The sequence below is a fragment of the Burkholderia sp. Se-20373 genome, from assembly GCF_017104705.1.
Taxonomy (GTDB): Bacteria; Pseudomonadota; Gammaproteobacteria; order Burkholderiales; family Burkholderiaceae; genus Burkholderia.
Window position 1 is genome coordinate 1 of record NZ_JAAGPH010000019.1, and the last position, 14,190, is coordinate 14,190.

The following is a 14,190-nucleotide window of genomic DNA, read 5'->3' on the forward strand; positions in this document are numbered from 1 at the left end:
TCGGCGACGATCAGCCGCGCACGCGGCAGGCTCGGCCACCACGCGATCCGTTCGACCGGCATCAACGGCAGCGCATGCGCGGCCGCGAGCGCCGGCAGGCACGCGGCCAGCGCGTCGCAGCACGCCCGCTCGATCGCGCCGACGAACGCAAGCGTCACATGCAGTTGCGCGGGCAGCGGACGCCGCGCGCCCCGGGTGACCGGCAACGCGTGCAGCGCGTCGCGCGATGCCGCATCGGGCATCAGCGCGACGAACACGCGCAGCCGGTCGCCGTTCATGACTCGCTCGCCACCGCGCGCGGCGCGCGCGCCGGATCAGCCGCGGCCGGACGTTGCGGCAGCGGGCCATGCTCGCCCCACACGTCGGTCGGCAGCACGTTCGCGAGTTCCGGGATCGTGTTTCGCGTGAACACCGGATCGGCCACGCCTGCCTCGCGCTGGCGGCGATAGTCGCGCCAGGCCGCGTGCGCGTACTTGCCGAGCGCGAGGATCGCGATCAGGTTGATGATCGCCATCAGCCCCATGCTCGTATCGGCCATCGCCCACACGAGCGGCAGTTGCCCGACGCTGCCGAACATCACCATCGCGAGCACCGCGACGCGGAACAGCGGCAGCACGCCGCGGCGCTTCGTGATGAATTCGACGTTGCCTTCCGCATACGCGTAGTTGCCGATCACCGACGAGTACGCGAAGAAGAAGATCGCGAACGCCATGTAGATGCCGCCCCAGTCGCCGACGTGGCTCGCGATCGAGCGCTGCGTGAGCGCCGCGCCTTCCATGCCGGTGCCCAGTTCGTACTGGCCCGACAGCAGGATCACGAAGGCGGTCGCGCTGCAGATCACGATCGTGTCGACGAATACGCCGAGCATCTGGATCAGCCCCTGCACGACCGGATGCCGCGTGCTGGCGGTTGCCGCCGCATTCGGCGCGCTGCCCATGCCTGCCTCGTTCGAGAACAGCCCGCGCTTCACGCCCATCGCGACCGCCTGGCTCACCGCATAGCCCGTCAGGCCACCCGCCGCCTGCTCGAGGCCGAACGCGCTCTTCACGATCAGCGCGATCACGCCCGGCACCAGCGCGATATGCGTCGCAACCGCATAGACCGCCAGCGCGAGGTAGCCGATCGCCATCAGCGGCACGATCACCTGCGCAACCGCCGCGATCCGGCGAATCCCGCCGAAGATGATCGGCGCGGTCAGCAGCACGAGCCCGAGACCGACCGTCGCGCGGCTCCAGCCGAACGACGTGTCGAACGCATCGGCGATCGCGTTGGCCTGCACCGCGTTGAACACGAAGCCGAACGCGAGGATCAGCGACAGCGAGAACAGCACGCCGAAGCCGCGCGAGCGCAGGCCCGTCTGGATGTAGTAGGCGGGGCCGCCGCGATAGCTGCCGTCCGGATGCGACACCTTGAAGATCTGCGCAAGCGTCGCCTCGACGAACGCGGACGACATCCCGACCAGCGCCGTCATCCACATCCAGAAGATCGCACCCGGCCCGCCAACGGTCAGCGCGACCGCGACGCCGGCGATGTTGCCGGTGCCGACGCGGCTCGCCAGCCCGGTCGCGAACGCCTGGAACGACGAGATGCTGCCCGGCTCGCCCTTGCTGCCGACCAGCTTCACGCTGAGCAACAGCGCCTTCAGCTGGATCATCCGGAACCGCAGCGTGAACCAGAGGCCCACGCCGAGCAGCAGCGCGATCAGCACGTAGTTCCACAACACGCCGTTGACGGCGTCGATCAGCCCTTGCACGAGTGCTTCCATCCAGAATCCTTGTAAATAGGGTCAGTCACATGCAGCCACCGCGAATGCGGTCCAAGGGGCGACATGATATGACAGTTTTCAAGGATTATTACAAAACGAAAGGTTTGGGATGGCGGGAAATTGCGGCCGGATGTGATCAGATTAGGCGACGCTTCGCGAAAATGCGGAGTCGCCAGGGTCGTAAAGCCGCGACATGGGACCGTGCCGTGGCGCGCCCGGGCGGTGGTCGACGCGCCGAAACGCCGGTCGGGCGCACGATACGGAGCGCGCGGCGCGCGCCGCACGATCACCGAATCGCGTGCGCAAAAAAACCGGGCGCCCTTTCGGACGCCCGGTTTCCACGACGGCTACCGACCTACGCTTATCGCGGCAGGTTCGAATGCCCCATCAGGTACGCATCGACCGAGCGTGCGCACTGGCGGCCTTCGCGGATCGCCCACACGACGAGCGACTGGCCGCGGCGCATGTCGCCAGCCGCGAACACCTTGTCCACCGACGTGTAGTACGAACGATCGCCTTCGGTCGCTGCACGCGCATTGCCGCGCGCATCCTTCGCGACGCCGAATGCCTCGAGCACGGGGGCTGCCGGCTGCGTGAAGCCCATCGCGAGCAGCACGAGGTCGGCCTTCATTTCGAACTCGGAGCCCGGCACTTCCTGCATCTTGCCGTCCTTCCACTCGACGCGCACCGCGATCAGCTTCTCGACCTTGCCGTTCTTGCCTTCGAGACGCTTCGTCGCAACGGCCCAGTCGCGCTCGCAACCTTCGTCATGCGACGACGACGTGCGCAGCTTGATCGGCCAGTACGGCCACACGAGCGGCTTGTTTTCCTCCTCCGGCGGCTGCGGCAGCAGCTCGAACTGCGTGACCTGCTTCGCGCCGTGACGGTTCGACGTGCCGACGCAGTCCGAACCCGTGTCGCCACCACCGATCACGATCACGTGCTTGCCCTTCGCGAGCAGCTGGTCCGTGAGCTTGTCGCCCGCGTTCACGCGGTTCTGCTGCGGCAGGAAGTCCATCGCGTAATGCACGCCTGCGAGTTCGCGGCCCGGCACCGGCAGGTCGCGCGGCGTTTCCGAACCGCCGGCGATCACGACCGCGTCGAATTCTTCCTTCAGCGTGTCCGGCGAGATGGTTTCCTTCGCGAGGCTGCCGATCGACTCGGGCAGCGGATCCTTGCCGATGAACACGCTGGTGCGGAACGTCACGCCTTCCGCTTCCATCTGGCGCATGCGGCGGTCGATCAGCCACTTCTCGAGCTTGAAATCGGGGATCCCGTAGCGCAGCAGGCCGCCGACGCGATCGTTCTTCTCGAACACCGTCACATCGTGGCCCGCACGCGCGAGCTGCTGTGCGGCGGCGAGGCCCGCGGGGCCCGAACCGACGACCGCGACCTTCTTGCCCGTCTTGTGCTCGGCCGGCAGCGGCTTCACCCAGCCCTCCGCCCAGGCCTTGTCGATGATCGCGTGCTCGATCGACTTGATGCCGACGGGGTCGTTGTTGATCCCGAGCGTGCACGCTGCCTCGCACGGCGCCGGACAGATGCGGCCCGTGAATTCCGGGAAGTTGTTGGTCGAGTGCAGGACTTCGATCGCCTGCTGCCAGTCCTGGCGGTAAACGAGATCGTTGAAGTCCGGAATGATGTTGTTGACCGGGCAGCCGTTGTTGCAGAACGGGATGCCGCAATCCATGCAGCGCGCGCCCTGGACCTTCGCGTCCGCGTCGGTCAGTGCCGCGACGAATTCCTTGTAGTGCTTCACGCGCGTGAGCGGTGCTTCGTACGCCTCGTGGCGGCGTTCGAACTCCAGAAAACCGGTTGCCTTGCCCATAAGGTGCTCTTCTGTTCGGTGTATCGGGTGGGGGAGCCGCGCGCGGCAGTCATGCGCGCGCGGCATTCGCTATGTCGTTCGTCGCTCAGGCGGCCAGTTCTTCCTTCGCCGCCTTCTTCGCACCGATCTCGCCCAGCGCGCGCTTGTATTCGTGCGGGAACACCTTCACGAACTGGCGGCGCGCCGCGTCCCAGTTTTCCAGCAGCGACTTCGCGCGCGGCGAACCCGTGAACTGGAAATGACGCTCGACGAGCCCCTTCAGCAGCGCTTCGTCCGTCGTGCCTTCGTGCCAGAGCGCGCGGTCGACCGTGCGCTCCTGCTCGGCCTGCTGCAGCACCGGCTCGAGCGCGACCATCGACTTGTTGCACTTCGCCGCGAACGTGCCTTCCGGATCGTAGATGTACGCGAGACCGCCCGACATGCCGGCCGCGAAGTTGCGCCCGGTCTCGCCGAGCACGACGACCGTGCCGCCCGTCATGTATTCGCAACCGTGGTCGCCCGTGCCTTCGACGACCGCCGTCGCGCCCGAGTTGCGCACGCAGAAGCGCTCGCCCGCCACGCCGCGGAAGAACGATTCGCCTTCGATCGCGCCGTACATCACCGTGTTGCCGCAGATGATGTTTTCCTCGGACTTGCCGCGGAAGTCGTTGGTCGGGCGGATGATGATCCGGCCGCCCGACAGGCCCTTGCCGACGTAGTCGTTGCCGTCGCCGACGAGGTCGAGCGTCACGCCCTTCGCGAGGAACGCGCCGAAGCTCTGGCCGGCCGTGCCCTTCAGCTGGATGTGCACCGCGTCGTCGGCCAGGCCGTCGTGGCCGTGCTTCTTCGCGATCACGCCCGACAGCATCGCGCCGACCGTCCGGTTCACGTTGCGCACCGGCTGGATGAACGACACATGCTCGCCGTTCTCGATCGCGGCCTTCGCCTTCTCGATCAGCACGTGGTCGAGCGCGCGCTCGAGGCCGTGATCCTGCACGTCGACGTGACGCGGCGCGACGTCCTCGCATTCTTCCGGCTGGTAGAACACGCGCGAGAAGTCGAGGCCCTTCGCCTTCCAGTGCTCGATGCCCTTGCGGGTGTCGAGCAGGTCGGCGCGGCCGATCAGGTCGTCGAACTTCGCGACGCCGAGCTGCGCCATGATCTCGCGCACTTCCTCGGCGACGAAGAAGAAGTAGTTCACGACGTGCTCGGGCTGGCCCTTGAACTTCGCACGCAGCACCGGATCCTGCGTCGCGACGCCGACCGGGCACGTGTTCAGGTGGCACTTGCGCATCATGATGCAGCCTTCGACGACGAGCGGCGCCGTCGCGAAGCCGAATTCGTCCGCGCCGAGCAGCGCGCCGATCACGACGTCGCGGCCCGTCTTCATCTGGCCGTCGGCCTGCACGCGGATGCGGCCGCGCAGGCGGTTCAGCACCAGCGTCTGCTGCGTTTCGGCGAGGCCGAGTTCCCACGGCGTGCCCGCATGCTTGACCGACGACAGCGGCGACGCACCCGTGCCGCCGTCATGGCCGGCGATCACGACGTGGTCGGCCTTCGCCTTCGCGACACCGGCCGCGACCGTGCCGACGCCCACTTCCGACACGAGCTTCACGGAGATGCTCGAGCTCGGGTTCACGTTCTTCAGGTCGTGGATCAGTTGCGCCAGATCCTCGATCGAATAGATGTCGTGGTGCGGCGGCGGCGAGATCAGGCCGACGCCCGGCACCGAGTAACGCAGCTTGCCGATGTATTCGGACACCTTGTGGCCCGGCAACTGGCCGCCTTCGCCCGGCTTCGCGCCCTGCGCCATCTTGATCTGGATCTGGTCGGCCGACGCGAGGTACTCGGCGGTGACGCCGAAGCGGCCCGACGCGACCTGCTTGATCTTCGAGCGCAGCGAATCGCCATCCTTCAGCGGAATGTCGCTGACGATTTCATCGCCGATCACCGACTTCAGCGTCTCGCCCGACTTGATCGGAATGCCGCGCAGTTCGTTGCGGTAACGCTTCTCGTCCTCGCCGCCTTCGCCGGTGTTCGACTTGCCGCCGATCCGGTTCATCGCGATCGCAAGCGTCGCGTGCGCTTCGGTGCTGATCGAACCGAGCGACATCGCGCCCGTCGCGAAACGCTTGACGATGTCCTTCGCCGATTCGACGTCGTCGATCGGGATCGCCTTGGTCGGCTCGACCTTGAACTCGAACAGGCCGCGGAACGTCATGTGACGCTTGGTCTGGTCGTTGATCAGGTGCGCGTATTCCTTGTACGTCTGGTACGAGTTGCTGCGCGTCGCGTGCTGCAGCTTCGCGATCGAATCCGGCGTCCACATGTGGTCTTCGCCACGCACGCGGTACGCGTACTCGCCGCCCGCGTCGAGCATGTCGCGCAGGACCGGGCTGTCGCCGAACGCGTCGCGATGCAGGCGGATCGCCTCTTCCGCGACTTCGAACAGGCCGATGCCGCCGACCTTCGACGCCGTGCCCTTGAAGTACTTCTCGACGAGGTCGCTCGACAGGCCGAGCGCTTCGAAGATCTGCGCGCCCGTGTACGACATGTACGTCGAGATGCCCATCTTCGACATCACCTTCTGCAGGCCCTTGCCGACCGCCTTCGTGAAGTTGTAGACGGCCTTCTCCGGCGACAGGTCGCCCGGCAGCCCTTCGGCCATCTTCGCGAGCGTTTCCATCGCGAGGTACGGGTGCACGGCTTCCGCGCCGTAGCCCGCGAGCAGCGCGAAGTGGTGCGTCTCCCGTGCGGAGCCCGTCTCGACGACGAGGCCCGTGCTCGTGCGCAGCCCCTGCTGGACGAGGTGCGAGTGGATCGCCGACGTGGCAAGCAGCGCCGGAATCGCGACATGCTCGGCGTCCGTCTTGCGGTCCGACACGATCAGCATGTTGTAGCCCGACTTCACCGCGTCGACGGCTTCCGCGCACAGCGACGCGAGGCGCGCCTCGATGCCTTCCTTGCCCCAGGCGACCGGGTAGCAGATGTTCAGCTCGTACGCGCTGAATTTGCCGCCCGTGTACTGGTCGATCGCGCGGATCTTCGCGATGTCCTTGAAGTCGAGCACCGGCTGCGACACTTCGAGACGCATCGGCGGGTTGATGTTGTTCGTGTCGAGCAGGTTCGGCTTCGGGCCGATGAACGACACGAGCGACATGACCATGTTCTCGCGGATCGGGTCGATCGGCGGGTTCGTGACCTGCGCGAACAGCTGCTTGAAGTAGTGATAGAGCGTCTTGTTCTTGTTCGACATCACCGCGAGCGGCGAGTCGTTGCCCATCGAACCGACGGCTTCCTCACCCTGCTGCGCCATCGGCGCCATCAGGAACTTGAGGTCTTCCTGCGTATAGCCGAACGCCTGCTGGCGGTCGAGCAGCGCGGCGCCCTGCGTGCGGCCGGCCGCGACTTCCTCGGCCTTCGGCTCGATCTCGTCGAGCTTGATGCGCACGGCGTCGATCCAGCTCTTGTACGGCTTCGCGTTCGCGAGGTTGTCCTTCAGTTCCTTGTCGTCGATGATGCGGCCGTGTTCCATGTCGATCAGGAACATCTTGCCCGGCTGCAGGCGCCACTTCTTGACGATCTTCGATTCGGGGATCGGCAGCGTGCCGGCTTCCGACGCCATGATGACGAGGTCGTCGTCGGTGACGATGTAGCGCGCCGGACGCAGGCCGTTACGGTCGAGCGTCGCACCGATCTGGCGGCCGTCGGTGAACGCGATCGCGGCCGGGCCGTCCCACGGCTCCATCATCGCGGCGTGGTATTCGTAGAACGCGCGGCGGTTCTCGTCCATCAGCGTGTGCTGTTCCCACGCTTCCGGGATCATCATCATCACCGCGTGCACGAGCGGGTAGCCGGCCATCACCAGCAACTCGAGACAGTTGTCGAACGACGCGGTATCCGACTGGCCCGGGTAGATCAGCGGCCACAGCTTCGGCAGATCGTCGGCGAGCACGTGCGACGCGATCGCGCCGGTACGCGCGTTCAGCCAGTTCACGTTGCCCTTCACGGTGTTGATCTCGCCGTTGTGCGCGATCATCCGGTACGGGTGAGCCAGCTCCCACGCCGGGAACGTGTTGGTCGAGAAGCGCTGGTGCACGAGCGCGAGCGCCGACACGACACGCGTGTCCTGCAGGTCGCGGTAGTACACGCCGACCTGGCCCGCGAGCAGCAGCCCCTTGTAGACGATCGTGCGCGCCGACATCGACGGCACGAAGTATTCCTTGCCGTGCTTGAGCTTCAGCGCCTGGATGCGGTGGCTCGCCGTCTTGCGGATCACGTAAAGCTTCCGCTCGAGCGCGTCCGTCACCATGATGTCCTTGCCGCGGCCGATGAAGATCTGGCGGATCAGCGGCTCGCTCGCCTTGACCGTCGGCGAAATCGGCATCGCATGGTCGACCGGCACGTCGCGCCAGCCGAGCACGACCTGGCCTTCGGCCTTCACCGTCCGCTCGAGCTCCTGCTCGCACGCGAGACGCGACGCGTTTTCCTTCGGCAGGAAGATCATGCCGACCCCATATTCGCCGGCCGGCGGCAGGTTCACGCCCTGCTTCGCCATTTCCTCGCGATAGAACGCGTCCGGAATCTGGATCAGGATGCCCGCGCCGTCGCCCATCAGCGGATCGGCGCCGACCGCGCCACGGTGATCGAGGTTCTCGAGGATCTTCAGACCCTGCTGAATGATCTCGTGGCTCTTCTTGCCCTTGATGTGAGCGACGAAGCCGACGCCACAGGCGTCGTGTTCGTTTTGCGGGTCATACAGACCTTGTGCGGCGGGCACCGCGGCGAGCGGCTGCTGGTGGTCGTTCATGGGGACACCGTCGTAAAGGGGGCCTGGAGGCCGTTGAACCATTTTCTTGTTGCCGTCGATCCCGCTCCCGACGGGAGACGGCGCGGCCGACAGTGGATGGGCATGCTTCGCCCGGACCACCGGAATTCGGAATATACGCGACGAATCAAAGGAATAGCAACAAAAACCGCTTGATCGGACCCCAATTAAATGCACGCCTCGATCTGGTGCCGTTTTAATGGGGCCGTATCGTTTTGGTGCAAAAAGAAGCGGCGCCCGCAGCGCCGCCTCCTGAACCGCCGTTCCTGCGTTACTGCTGGATCGGCGGCGTGTTTTCACGCACCTTTCTGGGGCGTCCGCGCGGCAGCGGCGACACGCGCCGGTTCGCGGTACGCGCCGCCCATTCGCGATAATTCTCGCCGCCGAGCACCCAACCCTTCAACGTCGCCTGCTGCAGCTGGTCGGCCTGGCGCTCGTCGAGCGGCTGCTCGCATAGCTCCTTGTACGCGCGCTGGCGGTCGAACGGCGTATTGCCGAGCGCCCAGTAGAGCGGATGGTCGGTGATCAGGCTGTCGACGGTGAGCCCGACGTGGTGCCGGTAGCTCGACCAGCGATAAGCCTCGGGGGTCGCGACGAGCTGCGCGCGCACCGGGCTCATCTCGACCACGCGGCTCGCGAGCAGGAAATAGCGCTCGCCTTCGATCACGGTCGCGCGATAGCGGCCTTCCCACAGGGTGCCGCGCCGCGAATAGCGCCGGTTGAAATGCGCGACGTAGCGGCGACCGACGGCCTGCATCGCCTTCGGCAGGCTGGCTTCGTCGCTCGGCGTCACGAGCAGTTGCACCTGGCGCGGCAGCAGCACGTAGGCATGCACCGACAGGTGATGATCGCGCGCGGCGGCCTTCAGGCAATCGATGAAGAGTTCGTAGTCCTGGTCGTCGACGAACGCGGGTTGCTGATCCAGGCCGCGCAGTATCACGTGCTGCGGCTGGTCGGGAACGTAGAGTCGTGCTAACCGTGCCATGCTGAATGTCCGTTTGAACGCGTTAGGAAATACCCGGGGGTCCGAAAATGCGCACCTGCGTAGAATGCCTGTCCCCGCCGGGCGCGAAAGCGTACGGTCGTACGAAACCTAGGGAGAAAACTCTAACTTACGAGCTTGTTTGGTTTTAAACGCAGTCGTCATAATGAGCACGCCTTTGATCGGAGGAGACACAATGAAACGAAAACTGGCCATTACGGGGGCCGCAGCGCTCGCATTCGCTTTCGCGGGCGGTACGGCACATGCACAATCCGCAGGTGATTTCTACGTCAGCACCGGCTGGTTCCACCTTTCGCCGCAGGACAGCAGCGATCCGCTGTTCGTCTACGGCGTAGGCGGCACGCCCATCAACCAATCGATTCCCAACACCGGCGCCGGCATCAACGACGCTGATACGCTTGGTCTCGCAACGGGCTACTTCATCACCGACCATATCTCCACCGAGCTCGTTATGGGGATACCGCCGAAGTTCGACATTACCGGCAAGGGTCAGTTCGAAAGATTCGGCGTACTCGGCCGTGCGTACCAGTGGAGCCCCGCCGTATTGCTGCGCTACCACTTCAACGACGCCAACGCGAAGTTCCGTCCGTATGTCGGCATCGGCGCAACGTACGTCTGGTTCACCGGCGCAAAGATCACGAACAGCAGCTTCGAGAACGGCGTGCTCGGCGGCCCGACCAGCGCCACGACCAGCAACCAGTGGGCGCCCGTCTTCAACGCCGGCTTCACGTACAACTTCACGAAACACTGGTTCGCAGGCCTGTCGCTCTCGTACATCCCGGTCAGCGTGACCGCGACCTTCACGACGGCCCGCCGGACGCCGGTCGGGACGCTGACGGAAACGTCGAAGGCCCACATCTCGCTGAACCCGATCGTCACGTACCTGAACGTCGGCTACCGCTTCTAAGCGTAGTCGAATATTTGGGGAATGGTTAATCCTGCTGCAATTTGTAGCGGATTTTTCCTGGCGTAACGTCTCCACGATGCAAAACGCCCCGGCGGAAATCCCGTCGGGGCGTCGTTTTTTCGCGTCAGGCACGTTCCGCGCAAGGGTTTCGCCGGCCGTCGGCGCGGCCGTCAGGGGATGGCGATGTCGTCCAGCGCAGCCGGACCGATCAGGTCGATCCGGTCCGTGCAGACCGCGTCGACACCCCAGCGCGCGAGTTCGCGTGCCCGTTCGAGGTCGTTTACCGTGTAAACCAGGATGCGCAGCCCGGCCGCCTTGATCGCGCGCACGAGCGGTTCGTCGAGCTGTTTGTGGTCTGCATGCAACGAAACGCAGCCGAGCGCGCCGACGACTTGCGCATGCCAATCATCCGGCACGGACTCGTAGAGCATTCCGCGCGGCAGCGCAGGCGCCGTCGCGCGTGCCTGTTGCAGCGCATCGAACGAGAACGACGACAGGAGCGGCGGAACCGCGGCATCACGCCAGTACACGGCCGCGTCGGCCGCCACGCGCTGCCCCGTCTCGCGCTCGCGCCCCGGGCACGGCTTGATCTCGACATTCGCGGCCAACCCGTGGGCGAGACAGCGCGCCGCCGCCGCCTCGAGCGTCGGCATCCGCTCGCCCGCGAAGCGGGCGTCGCGCCACGCGCCCGCATCGAGCGCGGCCAGCGCGTCATACCGCATATCCGCCGCCGCGCCGTGACCGTTCGACGTGCGATCGACCGTGTCGTCGTGCAGCAGGAACGTCACGTCGTCGGCCGACAGCTTCGCGTCGAACTCGACCATCCGGTGGCCACGGCGCGCGCCCTCGTCGAGCGCGGCGAGCGTGTTCTCCGGCGCGAGCGTGCCGCCGCCGCGATGGGCGACGACGCGCGGATAAGGCCACCAGTCGGTACGGATCGTCATCGTCGGTCTCTCGGCAAGGTCAGCAGGTTCAACCGGCACGCTTGCCGGTCTCGGGATCGAAGAAATGCAGCCGGTGCGCGGGCAGCGCGGCCGCCAGCGCCGTGCCGCGCGCGGGACGGTCCGCATGCGGCAGGCGCACCGCGACGTCGTGACTGCCCCACCGGCCGTGCGCGAGATTGTCCGCGCCGAGCAGCTCGCACGAGTCGACCGGCAGTGTCGCCTGCGCGACGCCCGGCTGCGGCGTCATGTGTTCGGGGCGCACGCCGAGCACCCAGTCGCGCCCGGCGGCGATCTCGCGGCCGATGCCGGGGGCGCCCGCGACCGGCAGCGCGGGGCCGCCGCCCGCGACCGTAAACGTCTCGCCGTCGTCCGACAGCCGGCCGTGCATCAGGTTCATCGCGGGCGAGCCGATGAAGCCCGCGACGAACACCGTCGCCGGCTTCTCGTACACGTCGACCGGCGCGCCGATCTGCTCCGCGTAGCCGCGGTTCATCACGATCACGCGCTGCGCAAGGGTCATCGCCTCGATCTGGTCGTGCGTCACGTAGACGCTCGTCGTCGCGAGCCGCGCATGCAGCCGCTGGATCTCGAGCCGCATCTGCACGCGCAACTTCGCGTCGAGGTTCGACAACGGCTCGTCGAACAGGAACACCGACGGCTCGCGCACGATCGCGCGCCCCATCGCGACACGCTGCCGCTGGCCGCCCGACAGTTCGCGCGGCCGCCGCGCGAGCAGCGGCTCGAGTTCGAGGATCTTTGCGGCCGCCGCCACCCGCGAATCGATCGTCGCGCGCTCGATCCCGCGGATCTTCAGCCCGTAACCCATGTTCTGCGCGACCGTCATGTGCGGGTACAGCGCATAGTTCTGGAACACCATCGCGATGTCGCGATCCTTCGGCTCCAGCGCGTTGACGACGCGCTCGCCGATCGCGATCTCGCCGTCCGTCACCGTCTCGAGCCCCGCGATCATCCGCAGCAACGTCGACTTGCCGCAGCCCGACGGGCCGACCAGCACGATGAATTCGCCGTCGGCGATCTCCACGTCGATGCCATGCAGCACGTGCTGCTTGCCGTCGTAGGATTTCCTGACGCCCTTCAAGCTCAGCGCAGCCATTCTTGGTCTTTCTCCCGGTTGCCGTCCGTCATTTATTTCTCGGAATCGACGAGGCCGCGCACGAACCAGCGCTGCATCGCCAGCACGACGACGAGCGGCGGGATCATTCCCAGCAGCGTCGCCGCCATCACGTATTGCCATTCGGTCGCGGCGTCACCGCTCGCGATCATCGTCTTGATACCCACCACCGCCGTCGACAACGAGGCCTCCGTCGTGATCAGGATCGGCCACAGATACTGGTTCCAGCCGTAGATGAACGTGATCACGAACAGCGCCGCGATGCTCGTCTTCGACAGCGGCAGCACGACGTCCCAGAAGAATCGCAGCGGCCCCGCGCCGTCGATGCGTGCGGCATCCATCAGCTCGTCGGGCAGCGTCATGAAGAACTGGCGGAACAGGAACGTCGCGGTCGCCGATGCGATCAGCGGCAGCGTGAGCCCCGCGTAGGTGTTCGTCAGGTGCAGCGTCGACACGACCTGCACGGTCGGGAAGATCCGCACTTCCACCGGCAGCATCAGCGTGATGAAGATCAGCCAGAACGCCGTGTTGCGGAACGGAAAGCGGAAATAGACGATCGCGTACGCGGACAGGATCGACACCGCGATCTTGCCCACCGCGATGCCGAGCGCCATCGCGAAGCTGTTCACGAGCAGGCGGCCGAACGGCGCGGTCGTACCGCCGCTGCCGTGCCCCCAGATGTACGCGACGTTCTCGAACAGGTGCGTGCTCGGCACGAGCGACAGCGGCACCGTGAACACTTCCTGCGCGTTCATCGTCGCCGCGCAGAATGCGACGTAGACGGGAAACACGATCAGCACGACGCCCGCGATTAGCACCGCGTGGCAGAACAGGTCGAAGCCCTTGCGATTTTCGATCATGCGTATTGCACCCTGCGTTCGACGAAGCGGAACTGGATCACCGTGAGCCCGACGACGATGATCATCAGCACGACCGACTGCGCGCCCGAGCTGCCGATGTCGAGCCCCTGGAAGCCCTCCGCGAAGATCTTGTAGATCAGCGTCTTCGTGCTCTGCGCCGGACCGCCGCCGGTGGCCGCGTCGATCACCGGGAACGTGTCGAAGAACGCGTAGACGAGGTTCACGACCAGCAGGAAGAAGCTGGTGGGCGACAGCAGCGGCAGCACGATGTTGAAGAAGCGCCGCACCGGCCCGGCGCCGTCGATCGCCGCCGCCTCGATCAGCGAGCGCGGAATCGCCTGCAAGCCCGCGTAGAAGAACAGGAAGTTGTAGCTCACCTGCTTCCACACCGACGCGAGCACGACCAGGAACATCGCCTGCCCGCCGTTCAGCGCGTGGTTCCACACGATGCCGCTCTTCGCGAGCGCATAGGTGATCAGGCCGATGCTCGGGTTGAACAGGAATGCCCACAGCACGGCGGCGATGGTCGGGGCGACCGCGTACGGCCAGATCAGCAGCGTGCGGTACACGCGCGCGCCGCGGATCACGCGATCGGCGCACGCGGCGAGGACCAGCGACACGACGAGCCCGCTCACCGTGACGAGCGAGCTGAACACGAGCGTCGTGCGGAACGAATCGAGATACAGCGGATCGGCGAACAGGTGCGTGAAGTTCGCGAGGCCGACGAATTCGCTCGACGTGCCGAACGCATCCTGCATCTGCGTCGACTGCCATAGCGCGACGCCGGCCGGCCACAGGAAGAACACGGCGGTGATCGCGAGCTGCGGCGCGATCAGCAGGTACGGCAGCAGGCTCGCACCAAAACGGGAACGGGATTGCATCGCGGATATCCGATCAGGCGTAACGGAAAGGGGCGCGTGCCGCCGGCCGGCGCACGCATCCGG

Annotated in this window: 10 protein-coding genes; 1 reads left to right on the top strand and 9 read right to left on the bottom strand. The window is 66.0% G+C overall.

The genetic code is table 11. The annotated features are described in order from the left end of the window. The 5 genes from G3N96_RS09405 to G3N96_RS09425 form a co-directional block, all read right to left on the bottom strand. On the bottom strand, positions 1 to 278 hold a 278-nt coding region (locus G3N96_RS09405), incomplete at its 3' end, for a 2'-5' RNA ligase family protein (RefSeq protein WP_277399436.1). Next, positions 275 to 1,765: a sodium:alanine symporter family protein gene (locus G3N96_RS09410; RefSeq protein WP_124583768.1), complete on the bottom strand. Its 1,491-nt coding sequence runs from the start codon at positions 1,763 to 1,765 to the stop codon at positions 275 to 277. The genes G3N96_RS09405 and G3N96_RS09410, both read right to left, overlap by 4 nt. 361 nt (positions 1,766 to 2,126) lie before the next feature. After that, the gene (locus G3N96_RS09415) at positions 2,127 to 3,593 is read right to left on the bottom strand and encodes a glutamate synthase subunit beta (protein ID WP_206137033.1); all 1,467 of its coding nucleotides are present in this window, start codon (positions 3,591 to 3,593) and stop codon (positions 2,127 to 2,129) included. An 85-nt stretch (positions 3,594 to 3,678) separates the two neighbouring features. Continuing rightward, the gene (locus G3N96_RS09420) at positions 3,679 to 8,382 is read right to left on the bottom strand and encodes a glutamate synthase-related protein (protein ID WP_206137034.1); all 4,704 of its coding nucleotides are present in this window, start codon (positions 8,380 to 8,382) and stop codon (positions 3,679 to 3,681) included. Between the two features lie 289 nt (positions 8,383 to 8,671). Beyond that, positions 8,672 to 9,385, bottom strand: coding sequence for a transposase (locus tag G3N96_RS09425; RefSeq protein ID WP_006477151.1), 714 nt, complete (start codon positions 9,383 to 9,385; stop codon positions 8,672 to 8,674). Positions 9,386 to 9,578: 193 nt separating this feature from the next. Between G3N96_RS09425 and G3N96_RS09430 the strand changes: the two genes are divergently transcribed. Continuing rightward, entirely contained in the window at positions 9,579 to 10,310 is a 732-nt protein-coding gene (locus G3N96_RS09430) for an OmpW family outer membrane protein (RefSeq protein ID WP_124583758.1), read from the top strand. A gap of 170 nt (positions 10,311 to 10,480) precedes the next feature. Here the strand turns inward: G3N96_RS09430 and ugpQ are convergent, their stop codons facing one another. The 4 genes from ugpQ to ugpA are packed head-to-tail and all read right to left on the bottom strand — an operon-like array spanning position 10,481 to position 14,127. After that, positions 10,481 to 11,254: a glycerophosphodiester phosphodiesterase gene (gene ugpQ / locus G3N96_RS09435; RefSeq protein ID WP_124583756.1), complete on the bottom strand. Its 774-nt coding sequence runs from the start codon at positions 11,252 to 11,254 to the stop codon at positions 10,481 to 10,483. 28 nt (positions 11,255 to 11,282) lie between these two features. Next, a complete protein-coding gene (locus G3N96_RS09440; protein ID WP_206137035.1) occupies positions 11,283 to 12,368 on the bottom strand; it encodes a sn-glycerol-3-phosphate import ATP-binding protein UgpC in 1,086 nt (361 codons plus the stop codon). Between the two features lie 32 nt (positions 12,369 to 12,400). Continuing rightward, entirely contained in the window at positions 12,401 to 13,246 is an 846-nt protein-coding gene (ugpE, locus tag G3N96_RS09445; protein WP_089444814.1) for a sn-glycerol-3-phosphate ABC transporter permease UgpE, read from the bottom strand. Further along, complete coding sequence (gene ugpA / locus G3N96_RS09450) at positions 13,243 to 14,127, bottom strand: sn-glycerol-3-phosphate ABC transporter permease UgpA (RefSeq protein WP_206137036.1); 885 nt, start codon at positions 14,125 to 14,127, stop codon at positions 13,243 to 13,245. Before ugpA ends, ugpE begins: the two co-directional genes overlap by 4 nt. Positions 14,128 to 14,190 lie beyond the last annotated feature (63 nt).